This window comes from Ruegeria sp. ABD4_443, from assembly GCF_056160865.1.
The window spans coordinates 602,163-619,366 of the sequence record NZ_JBSWYA010000001.1 but is presented as its reverse complement, the minus strand read 5'-3'; the positions used below and the strand labels follow the sequence as shown (position 1 = coordinate 619,366).

Annotated in this window: 16 protein-coding genes and 1 tRNA gene; 12 read left to right on the top strand and 5 right to left on the bottom strand. The window is 61.1% G+C overall.

All coding sequences use genetic code 11. From position 1 onward, the window contains the following. Positions 1–204 precede the first annotated feature (204 nt). Entirely contained in the window at positions 205–624 is a 420-nt protein-coding gene (locus ACXAG8_RS03095; RefSeq protein WP_475222035.1) for an HIT family protein, read from the top strand. 639 nt (positions 625–1,263) lie between these two features. On the opposite strand, the gene lipB is transcribed toward ACXAG8_RS03095, so the two are convergent. Beyond that, a complete protein-coding gene (gene lipB / locus ACXAG8_RS03090; protein WP_475222034.1) occupies positions 1,264–1,920 on the bottom strand; it encodes a lipoyl(octanoyl) transferase LipB in 657 nt (218 codons plus the stop codon). A gap of 39 nt (positions 1,921–1,959) precedes the next feature. Next, complete coding sequence (locus ACXAG8_RS03085; RefSeq protein WP_475222033.1) at positions 1,960–2,619, bottom strand: DsbA family oxidoreductase; 660 nt, start codon at positions 2,617–2,619, stop codon at positions 1,960–1,962. Between the two features lie 143 nt (positions 2,620–2,762). Here ACXAG8_RS03085 and ACXAG8_RS03080 point away from each other — a divergent pair. Further along, positions 2,763–2,849, top strand: a tRNA-Leu gene (locus ACXAG8_RS03080). A 331-nt stretch (positions 2,850–3,180) separates the two neighbouring features. On the opposite strand, the gene ACXAG8_RS03075 is transcribed toward ACXAG8_RS03080, so the two are convergent. Then, a complete protein-coding gene (locus ACXAG8_RS03075) occupies positions 3,181–4,302 on the bottom strand; it encodes a tartrate dehydrogenase (RefSeq protein WP_475222032.1) in 1,122 nt (373 codons plus the stop codon). Positions 4,303–4,420: 118 nt separating this feature from the next. Here ACXAG8_RS03075 and ACXAG8_RS03070 point away from each other — a divergent pair, with 118 nt between their 5' ends. The 3 genes from ACXAG8_RS03070 to ACXAG8_RS03060 all read left to right on the top strand — a co-directional run bounded on the left by ACXAG8_RS03070 (position 4,421) and on the right by ACXAG8_RS03060 (position 8,719). Further along, entirely contained in the window at positions 4,421–5,335 is a 915-nt protein-coding gene (locus tag ACXAG8_RS03070) for a LysR family transcriptional regulator (RefSeq protein ID WP_475222030.1), read from the top strand. A gap of 125 nt (positions 5,336–5,460) precedes the next feature. Further along, on the top strand, positions 5,461–6,435 hold the full coding sequence (locus ACXAG8_RS03065; RefSeq protein ID WP_475222029.1) for a TAXI family TRAP transporter solute-binding subunit: 975 nt from the start codon (positions 5,461–5,463) through the stop codon (positions 6,433–6,435). 88 nt (positions 6,436–6,523) lie between these two features. Further along, positions 6,524–8,719 carry a TRAP transporter permease gene (locus ACXAG8_RS03060; protein WP_475222028.1) on the top strand — a complete coding sequence of 732 codons (2,196 nt, stop codon included), beginning with the start codon at positions 6,524–6,526 and terminating at the stop codon, positions 8,717–8,719. 100 nt (positions 8,720–8,819) lie between these two features. Here the strand turns inward: ACXAG8_RS03060 and ACXAG8_RS03055 are convergent, their stop codons facing one another. Both ACXAG8_RS03055 and ACXAG8_RS03050 read right to left on the bottom strand, forming a co-directional pair. Beyond that, on the bottom strand, positions 8,820–9,848 hold the full coding sequence (locus ACXAG8_RS03055) for a LacI family DNA-binding transcriptional regulator (RefSeq protein WP_475222027.1): 1,029 nt from the start codon (positions 9,846–9,848) through the stop codon (positions 8,820–8,822). 239 nt (positions 9,849–10,087) lie between these two features. Continuing rightward, the gene (locus tag ACXAG8_RS03050) at positions 10,088–10,456 is read right to left on the bottom strand and encodes a hypothetical protein (RefSeq protein WP_475222430.1); all 369 of its coding nucleotides are present in this window, start codon (positions 10,454–10,456) and stop codon (positions 10,088–10,090) included. Between ACXAG8_RS03050 and ACXAG8_RS03045 the strand changes: the two genes are divergently transcribed. From ACXAG8_RS03045 to ACXAG8_RS03015, 7 genes are all read left to right on the top strand, one after another. Further along, positions 10,364–10,900, top strand: coding sequence for a Gfo/Idh/MocA family protein (locus ACXAG8_RS03045; protein WP_475222026.1), 537 nt, complete (start codon positions 10,364–10,366; stop codon positions 10,898–10,900). The two genes, ACXAG8_RS03050 and ACXAG8_RS03045, sit on opposite strands and share 93 nt — an antisense overlap. Beyond that, entirely contained in the window at positions 10,897–11,169 is a 273-nt protein-coding gene (locus tag ACXAG8_RS03040; RefSeq protein WP_475222025.1) for a hypothetical protein, read from the top strand. Before ACXAG8_RS03045 ends, ACXAG8_RS03040 begins: the two co-directional genes overlap by 4 nt. Positions 11,170–11,172: 3 nt before the next feature. Then, positions 11,173–11,946, top strand: coding sequence for a TIM barrel protein (locus ACXAG8_RS03035; protein WP_475222023.1), 774 nt, complete (start codon positions 11,173–11,175; stop codon positions 11,944–11,946). Between the two features lie 22 nt (positions 11,947–11,968). Further along, positions 11,969–12,964 carry an inositol 2-dehydrogenase gene (gene iolG / locus ACXAG8_RS03030; protein ID WP_475222021.1) on the top strand — a complete coding sequence of 332 codons (996 nt, stop codon included), beginning with the start codon at positions 11,969–11,971 and terminating at the stop codon, positions 12,962–12,964. Beyond that, positions 12,957–14,861, top strand: a complete 1,905-nt coding sequence (locus ACXAG8_RS03025; protein ID WP_475222020.1) for a bifunctional 5-dehydro-2-deoxygluconokinase/5-dehydro-2-deoxyphosphogluconate aldolase — start codon at positions 12,957–12,959, stop codon at positions 14,859–14,861. Before iolG ends, ACXAG8_RS03025 begins: the two co-directional genes overlap by 8 nt. A 414-nt stretch (positions 14,862–15,275) precedes the next feature. Further along, complete coding sequence (dusA, locus tag ACXAG8_RS03020) at positions 15,276–16,283, top strand: tRNA dihydrouridine(20/20a) synthase DusA (protein WP_475222411.1); 1,008 nt, start codon at positions 15,276–15,278, stop codon at positions 16,281–16,283. Between the two features lie 29 nt (positions 16,284–16,312). Continuing rightward, complete coding sequence (locus ACXAG8_RS03015; protein WP_475222018.1) at positions 16,313–17,137, top strand: sulfite exporter TauE/SafE family protein; 825 nt, start codon at positions 16,313–16,315, stop codon at positions 17,135–17,137. The last annotated feature ends 67 nt before the right edge of the window (positions 17,138–17,204 follow it).

Below are 17,204 nucleotides of genomic sequence, written 5' to 3'. Positions count from 1 at the left end.
CGAGTTTGATCTGGATCAAGAATAATTGTCGCGGGCAGGCGCCTGCGGCGCGAAAAAGGCGCGTCTGGCGCCGAATATCTGGGATAAGGGTCGCGGATTTCAATGATGCCCGCAAACAGAGGCGGGCTGTGGCCCCGCAATCGCGGCTTGACCCTGTGGGGACAGACCCGCAGAACATTGTCACGCCATTACCGGAGATGCCACATGACCGCCTATGACCCCGACAATATCTTCGCCAAGATCCTGCGCGACGAAATCCCCTCGACCCGCGTTTTCGAAGATGACGAGACGCTGGCCTTCATGGATATCATGCCGCGCGCTGACGGGCACCTGTTGGTGATCCCAAAAACGCCCTGTCGGAACGTGCTGGATGCCTCGCCGGACCAACTGGCTGCGGTCATCCGAACCGTCCAGAAACTGGGGCGCGCCGTCATGACCGCATTCGACGCCGATGGTGTCACGGTGCAACAGTTCAACGAAGCCGCCGGCGGGCAAGAGGTGTTTCACCTGCATTTCCACGTTCTGCCGCGGCACGAGGATATATCCCTGCGCCCGCCCGGCAAGATGGGGGATTTCGACGCGATTGCCGAACATGCCGAAAAGATACGCGCAGCGCTGAGCTGATCGCGCGGGGCGGCCACGTCGGGCCTCACTATCGTATTCGGTCCGGTGGGGCCCGGCGCTAGGGCGACCGGGCCAAACTCTGACCCGGCGGTCCGAATTGAAAACTGCGTGGATTGGTGTGTTGCGTGCAGGCCGTTACGTGCTTTTGTAAATAGTTGTATATCAGCATGTTGCGCGCTTATCTTGAAGTGATTATTCGCAACATCTTGTTTGCCAGCTTTGCCTTGGCCGGATTGCGCGGGTCAGGAGCGAAAACATCGCGCCGAGGCGCGGCATACCCATCAATGGCTGTGCCGAATAGTGTTGTGAGGATCATCCGATTACGAGAGATGCCGTTCCGATATGGGGTCGGAACGGCAGACTCGTACTCAAACACTTACACGATTTTCGCGGGCGAGCCGCGATCACCGGTTAACAAACCACTCACTCTGAATGGTGATCCTACAATAGCAGCAACTGGGGCGGATGTATGGTCGTTGAATGAAATTTCCCTAAATTACACGCCAAATCGCGTGAAACTTGGTTAAGATCCAATGGATCGAGAAACAGAAGGCGCGCCACTGCGCGATTGTTGTTTCTGAAAGGTCTCAAAACGATTCTCTGGCGAAGCTGGCCAATCCTTGAAAGCCACGCGCTTTGTCAGGGATCGGGGCCGTCGAAAACCTCTGCAAAGGTCTTTTGCAGGGCGACATCCACATCTCCCATCGTCACGGGCAGCCCCAGATCGACCAGCGAGGTGACGCCGTGGTCGCGAATGCCGCATGGCACGATCCCGGTGAAATGGTTCAGGTCGGGTTCCACGTTGATCGAAATGCCGTGAAAGCTGATCCATTTCCGCAGCCGAATGCCGATCGCGGCGATCTTGTCCTCGGCGGGGTGCCCCAGCGCCGTCAGCGGCTTGTCCTTGCGCTGAACCCAGACACCGACCCGCCCGTCGCGAATCTCGCCCTGTACGTTGAACTCGGACAAGGCGGAAATAACCCAGGCTTCCAGCTGCTTTACAAACCGGCGCACGTCGTGGCCACGTTTGCCGACATCAAGCATGACATAGACAACCCGTTGTCCGGGCCCGTGATAGGTATATTCGCCGCCCCGCTTGCTTGGGTACACGGGAAAGCGGTCCGGGTCCGTCAGATCCTCGCGCTTGGCCGAGGTTCCCGCCGTATAAAGGGCAGGGTGTTCCACAAGCCAGATGCATTCTTCGGCTTCGCCTGCGGCAATTGCGGCCACGCGGGCCTCCATAAAGGCCACGGCCGCGTCGTAATCCGTCAGCTGGTCACTGATTTTCCATTCCATGATCGCCTCTTACCGGTCTTGCCGCCCCGATGAAAGGTCTCAGGCTGCTTCTGACAGGCAGCGGCGAAGAACCTCGGCATAGGTTTGCACGCCCTGGGCCCCGGTCAACAGGTATTTGCCGCCGAAAACCATCGACGGAACGCCTGAAACGCCGCGGCTGGTCCAGAAGGCCTGTTTGTCCCGCACCGCCGCCGCATGAGCGCCGGATTGCAGCGCCGCCTGTGCGGCATCACGGTCCAGGCCCGCCGCGCTGACGGCCCCAAGCAGGGTGTCGGGGTCGGACACATCCTTGCCATCGGTGAAATAGGCCTCAAACAGCGCCAGTTTCAGCGGATGCTGCCGCCCCAGCCCTTCGGCCCAGTCTAGCAGTTGGTGCGCGGCAAAGGTGTTGTAGATTCGGCTGTTGTCACCAAAGTTGAAGGTAAATCCCAGTTCGGCCCCAAGCGCGGTGATGCGTTCGCGCGCCTGGCGGCTCTGCTCGTCGGTCGACCCGTATTTTTCGGCCATATGTCCCCGCAGGTCCTGGCCATCGGGGCCCATGTTTGGGTTCAGTTCAAAAGGATGCCATCGCAGGCGCGCCAGCACGTCAAGCTGTTGCAATGCCGTATCCAGTTGGCGAAACCCGATGATGCACCACGGGCATACAACGTCCGAGACAATGTCGATCTGAACCACTGGGCGGGGGTCGGTCTGGGTCATGCGCTGTCTCCGGGCTGGTCGCGGCTGGGTTTGGTGACAGTACAGATATTCGCGCGGGCGCCGATTTCAATCGCCGGGGTTTTTTGCCTCTTCACATCCCCATCATCACCGACTATACGCCGCTCTACCAAGTCATTGACAGTGCGGTCGTGGCGGAATTGGTAGACGCGCAGCGTTGAGGTCGCTGTGGGGTAACACCCGTGGAAGTTCGAGTCTTCTCGACCGCACCATATCCCGAAAACAAAGCCTTAGGTTGGTTGGCTCGCCAAGCGCGTTGGCAAGCGGGCAAGAGTTGCCGTCACGGGACAAGGGTCAGGTTGCCGCGCAAAAGAGTGTCGTCAGGCGCGCTGTGTATTTGAAATGCGGGGCTGGGTCATGCAGGTCTTGCGGGTTCGGAAATGGCCGCAGCTTGCCCGTTGACGCGCCGGTCATGCGAATTGTGTGACGGCAAAGAAAAGTCACGGTCGTTCAAAGACAAATCCGGCGGCAGAATCGTACTGCCGCCGGTGGTCATGCCTGTGCCAATGTCCCCGGCGCGGGGGCGCCGGACACTGACAAGCCTCAGATGTTTTCGCCGCGAATGGCGTCGCAGACCGCGTCCGTGACCTCTTGCGTGGTTGCGTTTCCGCCCACGTCAGGGGTCAGGGTGCCTTCGGCGCAGACCTTTTCAACTGCGCGCATAAGCCGTTTGGCGGCATCTGCCTCGCCCAGATGTTCAAGCATTTGCGACGCGGTCCAGAAGGTGGCGACCGGGTTTGCGATACCCTTGCCGGTGATGTCGAAGGCCGATCCGTGAATTGGCTCGAACATCGAGGGATAGCGCCGCTCGGGGTCGATGTTGCCGGTGGGGGCAACACCCAGCGAACCCGCCAGCGCGCCAGCCAGATCCGACAGGATATCGGCGTGCAGGTTCGTCGCGACGATCGTATCCAGGCTGCGCGGGTCCTTGACCATGCGCACGGTCATCGCATCCACCAGCATCTTGTCCCAGGTAACGTCCGGGAAATCACGGCTGACCTCTTCGGCGATCTCGTCCCACATCACCATGCCATGCCTTTGGGCATTGGATTTGGTCACCACGGTCAACAGCTTGCGCGGGCGCGACTGGGCCAGGGAAAAGGCATAGCGCATGATGCGTTCGACGCCGGTGCGGGTGAAAATTGAAACCTCGGTTGCGACTTCTTCGGGGAAACCGCGATGCGCGCGGCCGCCGACACCGGAATATTCGCCCTCGGAGTTTTCGCGCACGATCACCCAATCCAGATCGCCAGGGCCGACCCCGGCAAGCGGCGAGGTGATACCGGGCAGGATCTTGGTCGGGCGTACGTTGGCATATTGGTCAAACCCCTGGCACAAGGGCAGGCGCAGCCCCCACAATGTCAGGTGATCAGGCACATCCGGCGCGCCGACGGCGCCAAAGAAAATGGCATCGAAATCCTTGACCTGGTCGCGGCCATCCTCGGGCATCAGCGCCCCGGTGCGCTTGTATCGGTCCGAGCTCCAGTCGAACTCGGTCACGTCAATATTGAACCCGCCGTCACGGCGGGCGAGCGCCTCAAGCGCTTGCAATCCGGCCGCGATGACCTCGGGGCCGATACCGTCGGCGGGAATGGCTGCAATTCGATAGGTTTTCGGGGTGGCGCCAACCGTTTTTGCGTTCGAAGTTGTTTCGTGAACTGTCATTTTTGTGCCCCATGCCGCATGCCTGATTTCGTCGGAAAACCTATCGCCACGGGGTTGGCCTTCTCAAGGCAAGTATGATTATATACAGTTCAGCGATAATCAGGGGGTAAGCCGCGAAATGGATACCGAACAGTTGCGGTGCTTTGTTGTTGCTGCCGAAACGCTCCATTTCGGGCGGGCGGCGCAATCGCTGGACATCTTGCCGGCAACGCTGGGGCGGCAGATCAAAAACCTGGAAGACCGGCTTGGCGCGCAGCTGTTTATCAGAACGACGCGCAGCGTTTCCCTGAGCGAGATGGGAAGCGCGATCCTTGAAGAGGCGCGCGTCCTGGTGGCCCAGGCCGACCAGTTGGAGGCCCGCGCCCGCAATGTGCGCAGCTCGGGGGCCACAGCGTTGCGCGTAGGCGCCATCGACAGTGCCGCGGCCGGGCTGATCCCGCAATTGCTGGGGATCATACGGCGTGAAAATGTGGACCTGGAAATACAGATCGTCGAACAAAAGACAATTCACCTGCTGCCAAAACTTCTCAGTGGCAGTCTCGACATTGTTTTCTGCCGCCCACCGGATATGCGCGATCCCAAGATCATCTTTCGAACGTTGTTTTTTGAAACGGCCGTGGTTGCCCTGCCGGAAAACCACGCCCTTGCAGGCCGGGACGAAATTGACATCACCGATCTTGCGGACGAACCGCTGATTGTGCCCGACCGCCGGTCGCGCCCGCATTCGCATGACCTGACGATCAAGCTGTTTCTGGATGCAGGCTTGACGGCCCGGATCGCCCAGGTCGCCGAAGAGAAGCAGACCATTGTCAATCTTGTCGCCGTCGGCGCCGGGCTTGCCATCGTGCCGCGCTGGACCTCGCGCCTGGCCGTGCCCGGCGTGTGTTTTGTACCGTTGCGGACGTCAAAGGGGGCAACCCTGTCCAAGCTGATGCTGGCGTCGGCCTGGGCGCGCGGCGCGCGTGACCCTGTGCGCGACCGGTTCATGGGCCTTTTGGAGGCACATCTGCCCGAAATCGAGGCCTCGGCCTGATTATATCAATTTTGAATATATTCTGTAGCGCGTTGAGTCGCAAATCGGTCCATTTCATTGTAAATCTATCGGGAAACGCACGTATCGCGTGACGTCCCAAGGGGAGTTTTTGGAGGAGAGGCCCAATGAAATTCAGCACTATTGCCGCTATGGCAGTTGCCACCGTTGCCGCGTTGCCGGCAGTCGCACAGGATCGCGAAGGATGGCCCGACAGCATCACGATCGGAACCGGCAGCCAGGGGGGAACCTATTTCGGATATGGCAGCGGTTTCGGTGCGATGATCAGCGAAAACCTGGACATCAATGCCGGTGCCGAAATCACCGGTGGCCCGGTGCAAAACGTCACGCTGGTCGAAACCGGGGAACATCAGCTTGGCTTTGTGACGCTTGGCCCCGCGGACGAAGCCCGCAAAGGCGAAAGCCCGCTGATGCCGGGTGTGCCGCATGAAAACGTGCGCGCGCTGTTCCCGATGTACCAGACGCCGCTGCAAGCCGCTGTTCTGGCAAGCACGGACATCTCCAGCTTTCAGGACATGGCGGGCAAGCGCGTTGGCGTTGGACCCGCAGGCGGGACATCGGCGACCTACTGGACCCGCTTTTTCGAAAACGCCGAGGGCTATGACGGCGTGGTCATTTCCAACGCTGGCGGCTCGGACACGGCGGGTCAGCTCAAGGATGGGCTGATTGACGCATTCGTCTATGCCGCGGGTCTGCCGACGGGCGCGTATGCGCAGCTGGCGGTCGAGAACGACGTGCGGTTCATCTCGATGGATGAAGAAACCCTGGCCAAGATGATGGAAATCGTACCGGCCATGGCTCCGTTCACGATCCCGGCCAATACCTATGAGGATCAGCCCGACGACCTGCAAACCGTGTCGCTGTGGAACTTTGCCATCGCGCATCAGGAGATGCCGGAAAGCCTGGCCTATGAAATCACCGCGCTGGCCATGGAAAACAATGACCGCATGGTGACCAACCACGCAGCCGCCAAGGAAACCCTGGCCGAGAACGTGCTCAAGAACCAGGTGATCCCGTTCCATCCGGGTGCTGTGAAGTGGTTCGAGGAAAACGGTTACGAGATTCCGGACAACCTGAAGTAACCTGACATCTGAAACCAAAGTGGGCGGAGCCGAAGTGATGGGTCCGCCCGACTTGTCTCTGCAGCATTGTAAAATCGAGCGCCCGAGTATGACAGATCATCCCAACAAACCCGCAGAGCAGGCCGGCACCGACGATCTTGAGATCGACTTTGAAACAGCCGCATCCAAGGTCGACGAAGAGCCTCTTTCCGCCAATCAGCGCGATTTCTCGGGCTATCGGAACTGGATCATCTCGGGGATGTGCGTTGGGTATTCGGTCTTTCACCTGCTGGTGATGAACGTCTATCCGCTCGAGACCTGGGCGTATCGCCTGTGCCATGTCGGCGGCGGGTTGATCCTTGGGTATCTTCTTTACGGGGCCACGACCTTTGGTGCGCCGGGGCCCGAGCGGAAATCGCCGCTGTCCACGGCGCTTTTGGTCATTGCCGGGCTTGGGGTGTTTTATGGCTTTGCCGGGGTTCTGGCGGTCTGGATCAATGGCACGCTGATGGGTGTGGCGCTGCCGCCGAAATGGGCGATGTCCACCTTTGGCATTCCTTTGACGGTGGGCACGGCACTGGCAATCGTCCATGGCTGGCTGTTTCCCGACCGCGACCGCGACCGGTTTTCGGTCGGTGATGCCCTTCTGGCGCTGGCCTCGCTGACGGCCATTGCATATCTGATCTTCTTTGCCCGTCAGTTGCAGCTGCGTGCCGGTATGCCGATGGCCTTGCCCGGCGACATGTGGGCCGCCGTCACCGGCATGCTGCTGATCATCGAGCTGACACGCCGCCTTGCCGGTCTTGCGCTTGTGATCATCGCGTCGGTTTTTGTCGCCTATGCCTTTCTTGGCCCGTGGCTGCCCGGCATTTTTGAACATCGCGGATATGATGCGAAACGGTTCTTTTCGTATATCTTCACCGACAATGGCATCCTGTCCGCACCAATCGCGATCTCGTCGACCTACATCATCCTGTTCGTGATCTTTGCGGCGTTCCTGCAAGCGACCCGCGTCGGCGAGTATTTCGTGAACCTCGCATTCGCCGCCGCAGGGCATCGGCGCGGTGGCCCGGCCAAGGTGGCAATTTTTGCATCCGGCCTGATGGGCATGATCAACGGCACCTCGGCAGGAAACGTGGTGGCCACCGGGTCGCTGACGATTCCGATGATGAAAAAGGTGGGCTACAAACCCCAGACCTCGGCCTCGGTCGAGGCCGCGGCCTCGACCGGCGGGCAGATCATGCCGCCGATCATGGGGGCAGGGGCGTTCATCATGGCCGAGATTACCGGCATCGCCTACATGCAGATCGTCTATGCTGCGATCATCCCGGCCATCATCTACTTTATCTCGGTCTATTTCATGGTCGATCTCGCGGCGAAAAAGGCCAACATGAAGGGCTTGCCCCGTGACATGCTGCCCAAGCTCGATGCGCTGCTGAAACAGGTTTACCTGTTCAGCCCGATCGTCGTGCTGATCACGGCCTTGTTCATGGGATATTCGGTCATCCGCTGCGGCACGCTGGCCATGGTGACGGCCGCCGTCGTGTCCTGGCTGACCCCGCATGCGATGGGACCCAAGCGGTTGTTTCATGCCCTGGACGTGGGCGCGCGGATGGTCCTGCAACTGGTGGCGGTCTGCGCAACGGCCGGGATTATCGTGGGCGTTATCGCCCTGACCGGTATCGGGTCGCGGTTCTCGACCGTTCTGCTGACCTTGGCCGACCAGAGCCAGATCCTTGCCCTGTTCTTTGCCATGGTGGTCTCGATCATCCTTGGGATGGGGATGCCGACCACGGCGGCCTATGCCGTTGCGGCCAGTGTCATCGCGCCCGGCGTGATCAACCTTGGGGTCGAGCCGCTGGTGGCGCATCTGTTCATCTTCTATTTCGCCGTGATGTCCGCCATCACCCCGCCGGTTGCATTGGCGGCCTATGCGGGTTCGGCGCTTGCGGGGTCCGACCCCATCAGGACAAGTGTCGAAAGCTTCCGGATTGGTCTGGCGGCATTTGTCGTGCCCTACATGTTCTTCTTTTCGCCCGCGATGCTGCTGGATGGAACGTGGTTCGAAATCGTGCACGTCGCTATCACCGCCGCAATTGGTGTCTATCTGCTGTCCTGCGCCGTTCAGGGGTGGTTCATGGGGCATGCCGGGACATTGGTTCGGGTCGCCCTGCTTGTTGCCGGACTGACAATGATTGCGGGCGGGTGGACAACGGACGCAATCGGACTGGCGATCGTGGCTGCAATCATCCTTGTGCAAAAACGGCTGGTTACTGCTCATGACGTAGCCCATGGCGCGGACTGAGCCGACCCGGATTCGATCCCAGGGCACGGCCGGGCAGATTGGACCTGAATACCGAGCGCACCCTGCCGCCATCGGCGTCGGCAGGGTGCGCCTTTTGGGGTCAGATGCTTTCCGGGGTGTAGATGTCGAACCCGAATGTCACGCGCCGGACGCCCGCATCCTGTCCTGCCTCTTTTGACTTCAGCATGGTTGCGATGGTCTCGCGCGCAAAACGCTCCATCGGATGCGAAATGACCAGCGACAGCGTGCCGTCAATGAGGGCCGCGCGCGTGTCGTCGAACAGTTCATAACCGACAGCGACAAAGTCGTCGCGTTTTGGCGTATCCCGCAGGGCGCCAATCGCACCGGTGACACCACCACCAGAAACGTACAATCCGCACAAGTCGGGATGGTCTTTCAGCATGTTTTCGACATGTTCCCGCGCGACGGCTGCCGATTCATAGGTCGCCAGCGGCTCTAGCAGGGTGAAGTCGCTGTTGTGTTCGCGGAAATATGACCGGAACCCGCTTTCGTTCATCTCTTGGTTACGCAGGCGGTGACTGCCGACAAGAATGCCGATCTTGCCGGGGTTTCGTACCATCTTGTCAAAGGCCCAGGCCGCCGTTCGTCCGACCTTCCAATTGTCCAGCCCGACAAAGCTGATGTTGCCCCGCGCGGTCAGCGGACCGATGAGCGAGACAACGGGGACGCCCGCGTCCAATACGTTGTCGATTGCATCGGCGACCAGCGAATGCTGAGGCGCAACAATCGCCAGCGCATCGGACCGCGCGCCCAGATCTTCGATATGGGCGGCGACCTTTTCCGGCGACAGGTCCTCAAGATATTCCAGGGTAAGTTCGATTGTCCCGCCCGGATAATCTGCGGCAATTTCGGTAATGGCCTCTCCGAGATTGCGGTAAAAGGTGCGCGCCCCGCGTTGCAGCAGAACGCCGAAACGGTGCGTGCTTCGCGCTGATTTGACGGCATGCTCGATCGTGCCCAGCCCGTAGAACCCGATGTCCTCGGCGGCGCGCAGCACTCTTTCACGGGTCGGTTCACGCACCGCATCCGCCTGCTTCAGTACGCGATTGACTGTCGAGACTGAAACGCCCGCGGCATCGGCTAGGTCGGGGATCGTGGGTCGTCTCATGTCATTTCATCTCATTTTCCGCGACAGTGGCATTTTTTGATACGATTTGATGTCATCTTTAGAATTGCTGTTGAAACGTAACCTGTCAACATCGCATGAGGGATGAGTTGATGGCTCACATCCGAGATTCGAGCCTTCGGCATATGGGGAGGGCAAATGGACAAATGTAAACGCAACAGTCAGGGGGGTCGCGGCACCAATACCGCAAGCGCGTGGCCGATTGTGGATCAGGCGCTGTTTCATGCGTCTGGCAATGGCGTTTCATTGGCCCAAGCTGATCTGCCGGTCGGTCCGTTTTTCAACTCAACCTTGTCGAAATCGCGGACCTGATGGCAGGTGGTAAATCCATGGCCGATCTCGAAGCGAATACCGAGGGGTATATGGAACCCACGAAGGGTATCCGCCACCACCGGCCAGCTGAATTCAGTTTCGGCGAGGAAATCCCGCCGAAGCCATACGGACGAATTTAAGAGGAGTACGGTCGGCCACTGACCGACCGAACGCAGGGAGATCGAATGATGACTCGACTGGCCATCATCGGCGCGGGCCTCATGGGAGAGGACCACGCAAGAATTATTTCCCGGGAACTCCCCCGCGCGGAGCTTCATGTCGTTTGTGACATGGACGCAGCCCGCGCGAAACGGGTCGCAGACACCTTCGGTGCGAAGGATGTCGCCAGCGACCCCGAGGCGACGATTGCGCGTTCAGATGTGGACGCCGTAGTCGTCGCCTCGCCTGATTTCACCCACGCCCCCTTGTCGCGCGCCTGTATCGCTGCGGGGCGGCCATTCGTGATGCTTGGGTTCATGCGGCGCTGTGACGCTGATTGCCACGGTCGCTATCACGAGGCCTATGTGCGCCAGAATCGCGCATTTCCGAAGTTTGCCGAAACCGGGCGTTTCCCGGATATTGCATCAAGCTGCTGGGACGGTTATTGCGCCGCCATCGTGGCCGAGGCGGGCGTCCGGGCGTTGGCGTCCGGCGGCAAGGAACCGATCACGCTGATGACCAAACCGGACTTTTATGCCGGGCAATGCGAGGTGGCGGCATGAAACTGGGCCTTGTCTCTGACAGCCTTGGAGGGATGGATCTGGACGCCGTGCTGGACAATGCCGCGCGCACGGGCATTGACGGCATCGAGGTCAATACCTGCGGCTGGTCCACGGCACCGCATTTCGATCTTGCGGGCCTGCTTGGGAACGCTTCGGCGCAGCGGGCCTATAAGGACGCATACGACGCGCGTGGGCTTGAGAAATCTGTTTCGCTTTTGCAGGGCGTGATGCCCGTTGCACCTTTTGACTACAAACCACAGGATATCTGAAAAATGAGCTTTCAACTCGCGGCATGTGCCGAAATGCTCTGGCAGGACAAACCCATCGCATGGCGCGCGGCGCGCCTGCAAGAAATGGGGTTCGGCGTTGGTCTTTGGAACTGGCCGGAATGGGACATTGACGCGCTGGAAAAGACCGGCGCGACCTTTACCATCATGAACGGTTATCTCGAAGGCCGCCTGGCCGATGCCGAAGGCGCGGACATGCTGTTGAAATCCGCGCGCGAGACCGCGCAGGTCGGCAAGCGCCTTGGGGTGCACCGGCTGAACCTGCATGGCACGGGTCTGGGCGACCAGGGCCTGCCGATCCAGCAACTGGCCCACGTGGCGCCGGGCATGTGGCTGCACGCCCGTGACACGCTGAACCGCATCTGCGACATGGCCGAGGAAGAAGGCGTGGTGTTCACGCTAGAAAACCTGAACCTGCGCGAACATCCCGGTTGTCCGTTCAATTCGACCACCGACGTTCTGTCTTTGGTCGCAGCCGTTGATCGCCCGCAACTGCGGATCAACCTTGACCTTTATCACACGCAGGTCGGCGAGGGCGACGTGATCCGCCATGCACAAGCCTGCTTGCCGTGGATCGGAGAGGTTCAGGTTGCTGACAACCCCGGCCGTTGCGAGCCGGGCACGGGCGAGATGAACTGGCCCATGATCGCACGCGCGCTGGCCGATATGGGCTATGACGGGCCGGTCGGCATGGAAGCCTTCGCAAAAGATGACCCGGAAGACGCCCTGGCGGCTTTCCGCTCTGCCTTTACACTTTAACTCCTACAGAAAGACCAAACCCATGTTGAAAGTCGGACTTCTTGGTGCAGGTCGCATCGCTGGCGTGCATGCAACTGCAATCACATCGAACCCGGGCAGCACGCTTGCTGCTGTGTCGGATTTCTACCCTGAGAACGCGCAAAAACTGGCCGATCAGTACGGCAGCACGGCGCGCACGACCGAAGAGATCATCGCCGATGACAGCATCGACGCGGTACTGGTCGCCACCTCGACGGACACCCATTCCGACCTGATCGAGGCCGCCACCGCCGCTGGCAAGGCCGTGCTGTGCGAAAAGCCCGTCGACCTGAGCCTGGAGCGCGCGCGCGCCTGCCGCGAGGCCGCGGCCAAGACCGGTAAACCCGTCATGATCGGTTTCAACCGCCGGTTTGACCCGAACTTCTCGGCGATGCAGGCGGCACTGACCGCAGGCGAGATCGGCAAGCCCGAGCTGCTGTCGATCACCTCGTTCGATCCGGCCCCGCCGCCGGTTGCCTATATCAAGGTGTCGGGCGGCCTGTTCCGGGACATGATGATCCATGATTTCGACATGGCCAACTTTATGATGGGCGAAGCCCCGGTATCGATTGCTGCGACCGGGTCGTCCATCGTTGACGCCGAAATCGGTCAGGCAGGCGATGTGGACACCGCCGTCGTGACGATGACCTATGCCGATGGCCGCATCTGCGTCATCAAGAACTCGCGCCGCGCTGTGTATGGCTATGACCAGCGGGTCGAGCTGTTGGGCTCGGATGGTCTGCTGCAAGCGCAGAACATGCTGGAAAACACCGTCGTCAAGTCCACGACCGCCGGTGTGACCGGGGCCAAGCCCACCTATTTCTTCCTGGAACGCTACATGCCGTCCTATGCCGCCGAATGGGGCGCATTTGTCGACGCGGTCAACGGTGGCGGTGCGCTGCCCGTCACGCTGGACGACGGCATCACCGCGCTGGCCATGGCCGAAGCCGCAACCCGGTCCGCACAGACCGGTCAGCCCGTGAGGTTGGAAGATGTCTGAAAAGCTTGATCTGATCACGATCGGCCGGTCCTCGGTCGACCTTTACGGCGCGCAGATTGGCGGCCGTCTTGAAGATATGGGCGCGTTCGACAAGTATATTGGCGGCTCGCCGACCAATATCGCCTGCGGTACGGCGCGGCTGGGTCTGAAATCGGCTGTGATCACCGGCGTCGGTGACGAACATATGGGCCGGTTCATCCGCGAACAGCTTGCCCGCGAGGGCGTGAACACGGACGGGGTCAAGACAGACCCCGACCGCCTGACGGCCCTGGTGCTGTTGGGAATCCGTGACCAGGAACAGTTCCCGCTGATTTTCTACCGCGAGAACTGTGCCGACATGGGCCTGACCGAAGATGATATCGACCCCGATTTCATCCGCCGGGCCCGTGCCGTGGTGGCGACCGGAACCCATCTCAGCCACCCGCAGGTCGAGGCGGCAACGCTCAAGGCGCTGCAGGTCGCGCGCGAGGCGGGGATGCAGACGGCGCTGGATATCGACTATCGCCCCAACCTTTGGGGCGTGGCCGGTCATGGCGAGGGCGAAAGCCGCTTTGTGGAAAGCGCGGCGGTAACGGCCAAGCTGCAATCGACGCTGCATCTGTTCGACCTGATCGTCGGCACCGAAGAAGAGTTCCACATCGCAGGTGGCACCACAGACACCATCGCCGCCCTGCGCGCGGTGCGTGCGGTATCGGGTGCGACGCTGGTCTGCAAACGCGGCGCGGCCGGTGCTGTGGCCTTTGAAGGCGACATTCCGGACACGTTCGACGAAGGCCAGACCGGACCGGGTTTCCCGATCGAGGTCTTCAACGTTCTGGGCGCGGGTGACGGTTTCATGTCCGGCCTGTTGCGGGGCTGGCTGGACGGTGAAAACTGGCCGACCGCTCTTAAATACGCCAATGCGTGTGGGGCCTTTGCGGTCAGCCGCCATGGCTGTACGCCCGCCTATCCCAGCTGGGAAGAGCTTCAGTTTTTCCTTGAGCGCGGGATCAAACGGGCCGATTTGCGCCATGACGCGGAACTGGAGCAGGTGCATTGGGCAACGAACCGATCCGGCGATTGGTCCGAGATGCGCGTCTTTGCCTTCGACCATCGCAGCCAGATGGAAGAAATGGACGGCGCGACCCCCGACAAGATCGGGCGGTTCAAAGAGCTGTGCCTGGACGCCGCGCTGCAGGTCAAGGACGGCGGCGATGGCTATGGAATCCTGTGCGACGGACGTCTTGGGCGCGACGCGCTATACAAGGCGACCGGCACCGGATTGTGGGTCGGCCGGCCCGTGGAATGGCCGGGTTCGCGCCCGTTGCGTTATGAACCGCAGCTTGGCCCCGATTTCGGCGGTCTTGGCGAATGGCCGCGTGATCACGTCGTCAAGGCACTGTGTTTCTGCCACCCCGATGACGACGACGCGATGTGGGCGGATCATCTGTCTACCATCGAACGGCTGCATGCGGCGGCCCGGCGCAACAACCTTGAATTCCTGCTCGAGGTTATCCCCTCGAAAGTCGGAGAGGTCGTCGCCGAAACCACGCCGCTTATCATCCAGCGGTTCTATGACGCGGGTATCTTCCCCGATTGGTGGAAGCTTGAGCCGTTCAAGACCGAAGACGCCTGGCAACAGGCCGTCGATGCGATCACCCGCAATGATCCCCGCACGCGTGGTATCGTTGTGCTGGGTCTGGATGCCCCGCAGGACGAGCTGGCCGCAAGCTTTGCGCTGGCGGCGCGGCAGCCGCTGGTCAAGGGCTTTGCCGTGGGTCGTACCATCTTTGGAAATGCAGCCCGCAATTGGATGGCAGGCCATATCACCGACGGTGAAGCCGTGGCCGAGATGAGCGGCAATTTCCAACAGCTTTGCGCCGTGTGGGACGCCGCGCGCGCCGAGGCGCTGACCTGACCATCAGGCAAGGCGGACGGGAAACCATACCGGCAGCACGGGTTCCGCTGACCTCCTGACGGAACGTGCTGCGGCCTGTTCGCCGCCCCTGATGACCAGACGATGGCCCCCCCTCCGGGGCCATCGTCCATTTCGGACCGATGCCCAGCACGGCATCCCGGTTTGGCGCGACGAACCGGGCCCGGTCACCCAAGCACAGCTTGCGCCACCTTCGCCCTTTCCCCCCTATGGACACTGCGGCCTGCGACGACAACAGACGGCGCGTTGCGCCTGTTCAGAGCGGTGTTCTGTCCGTGCGGTTGTGCTAAACGAGGGCGAACGAGAATCGAAAACCGCCCCGATGACCCGACAACCGAGTGTGAGAGGCCCGCGACCATCCGGGAATGGTCTTTGGCGTGAAGAGAGTTGAGCGATTTGAAAAACAACGCACAAAAAGCAGCGCGTTTAAGCGTGGCCCCGATGATGGACTGGACGGACCGTCATTGCAGGTACCTGCATCGGCTGCTCAGCCAGCAGGCGCTTTTGTATACTGAAATGGTGACGGCCCCGGCATTGGTGCGGGGTGGGGCGGTGCATTTGCTGGAGCATTCCCAGGCCGAGCATCCCGTTGCCCTGCAACTGGGCGGGTCGGACCCCCAGGAACTGGCGCAGGCTGCGCGATTGGGGGCCGAGGCCGGGTATGATGAAATCAACCTCAATTGCGGGTGTCCCTCGGACCGGGTGCAATCGGGGACTTTTGGCGCGGTCTTGATGAAACAGCCGCACCTGGTTGCCGAATGCGTCGATGCGCTGCGCGGTGCGGTGGATGTTGATGTGACAGTCAAATGCCGCATCGGCGTCGACACGCAGGAGCCCGAGGAAACGCTGCCTGTGTTTCTGGATCAAATCCGAAACGCAGGCTGCAGCCGCGTGACAATCCATGCGCGCAAGGCCTGGTTGCAGGGGTTGAGTCCCAAGGAAAATCGGGACATTCCGCCGCTGGATTACGGGCTGGTCCACAGGATGAAGGGCGCGTTTCCCGACATGCATATCTCGATCAACGGCGGTGTGACGACCCTGGAGCAGGCCGAAAAGCTGCTGCAAGGCGGTCTGGACGGCGTCATGATCGGGCGGGCGGCCTATCATCAACCGGCGGATATTCTGGCCGACGCGGACCGGGTGATAGTCGGCACCGGGGAAAGGCGCGACCCGGCCGAGGTCGTGGTCCGGATGCTGCCCTATATCGAACGCCACCTGACCGGGGGCGGGCGGCTGCACCAGATCACGCGGCATATGCTGGGCCTGTTTGCCGGGCGGCCCGGCGCGCGCGCCTGGCGCAGGCTGTTGTCGGAAGGCGCGGTCCGGGACAATGCAGGCCCCGAGGTCGTTCTTGGGGCGCTGGACCGTGTCGCCCCGTCGGCCACGGCGGAAATCACGGCCTGAAGGGCCAGTCGGGAAGGAATAGGGGATTGATGTCCGAGACAATGTTGCTGGCCCAGATGCTGGGGCTTTTGCTGGCAATCGGGGCCCTGGCCGGTGTTCTGGCCGGATTGCTGGGGGTTGGTGGCGGGATCGTTCTTGTCCCGGCGTTTTTCTATGCGTTCCAGACCCTGGGCTATGGCGGGCCGCAGCTTATGCAATTGTGTCTTGCGACCTCTTTGGCCACGATCATCGTGACCTCGGTCCGGTCGGTTCTTGCCCATAACCGCAAGGGGGCGGTTGACTGGGATATCCTGCGCGGGTGGGGGCCGGGCATAGCCGTCGGAGCGATTGTCGGGGTCCTTGTCGCGTCGTCCCTGCGCACCGAGGCGTTGCAGGCCCTGTTTGGTATTCTGGGCATGGTCATCGGTGCCTATCTGGGGCTGGGGCGGTCCGAATGGCGTCTGGCGGATGCCATGCCGAAAGGGGCGGTCAGGGCGGCGCTGTCGCCATTGGTCGGCTTCCTGTCGGTTCTCATGGGGATCGGTGGCGGCAGTTTCGGGGTTCCGCTCATGAGCCTGTACAACACGCCCATTCACCGGGCGGTGGCCACCGCGGCCGGGTTCGGCGTGATCATTGCGGTGCCATCGGTACTGGGCTTTCTGTTCCTGGATATCGCGCCCGATCATCGCCCGCCGCTGACGATCGGCGCGGTCAACCTGATTGCCTTTGGCATCGTCGTCACCATGACGACGATCACCGCGCCCTGGGGCGTGAAGCTGGCGCATTCGATGGACCCCAAGCCGCTGAAACGGGTCTTTGCCGTCTTCCTGACTTTGGTTGCCCTCAACATGCTGCGCAAAGCGCTGGGGTATTGAACGGTTTTCCCGACAGGGGATACGCCCGGTTTCCCAGTATTCCTGCCAGCCCGCAGAACGACGACAA

Bases quoted from the DNA above. Each gene is read 5' to 3' on its own strand.
- ACXAG8_RS03095 (WP_475222035.1), top strand. From the start codon at position 205: ATGACCGCCTATGACCCCGACAATATCTTCGCCAAGATCCTGCGCGAC.
- lipB (WP_475222034.1), bottom strand. From the start codon at position 1,920: ATGGAATGGAAAATCAGTGACCAGCTGACGGATTACGACGCGGCCGTG.
- ACXAG8_RS03085 (WP_475222033.1), bottom strand. From the start codon at position 2,619: ATGACCCAGACCGACCCCCGCCCAGTGGTTCAGATCGACATTGTCTCG.
- ACXAG8_RS03075 (WP_475222032.1), bottom strand. From the start codon at position 4,302: ATGACAGTTCACGAAACAACTTCGAACGCAAAAACGGTTGGCGCCACC.
- ACXAG8_RS03070 (WP_475222030.1), top strand. From the start codon at position 4,421: ATGGATACCGAACAGTTGCGGTGCTTTGTTGTTGCTGCCGAAACGCTC.
- ACXAG8_RS03065 (WP_475222029.1), top strand. From the start codon at position 5,461: ATGAAATTCAGCACTATTGCCGCTATGGCAGTTGCCACCGTTGCCGCG.
- ACXAG8_RS03060 (WP_475222028.1), top strand. From the start codon at position 6,524: ATGACAGATCATCCCAACAAACCCGCAGAGCAGGCCGGCACCGACGAT.
- ACXAG8_RS03055 (WP_475222027.1), bottom strand. From the start codon at position 9,848: ATGAGACGACCCACGATCCCCGACCTAGCCGATGCCGCGGGCGTTTCA.
- ACXAG8_RS03045 (WP_475222026.1), top strand. From the start codon at position 10,364: ATGATGACTCGACTGGCCATCATCGGCGCGGGCCTCATGGGAGAGGAC.
- ACXAG8_RS03050 (WP_475222430.1), bottom strand. From the start codon at position 10,456: ATGAAGCTCCGCGCGGGGGAGTTCCCGGGAAATAATTCTTGCGTGGTC.
- ACXAG8_RS03040 (WP_475222025.1), top strand. From the start codon at position 10,897: ATGAAACTGGGCCTTGTCTCTGACAGCCTTGGAGGGATGGATCTGGAC.
- ACXAG8_RS03035 (WP_475222023.1), top strand. From the start codon at position 11,173: ATGAGCTTTCAACTCGCGGCATGTGCCGAAATGCTCTGGCAGGACAAA.
- iolG (WP_475222021.1), top strand. From the start codon at position 11,969: ATGTTGAAAGTCGGACTTCTTGGTGCAGGTCGCATCGCTGGCGTGCAT.
- ACXAG8_RS03025 (WP_475222020.1), top strand. From the start codon at position 12,957: ATGTCTGAAAAGCTTGATCTGATCACGATCGGCCGGTCCTCGGTCGAC.
- ACXAG8_RS03015 (WP_475222018.1), top strand. From the start codon at position 16,313: ATGTCCGAGACAATGTTGCTGGCCCAGATGCTGGGGCTTTTGCTGGCA.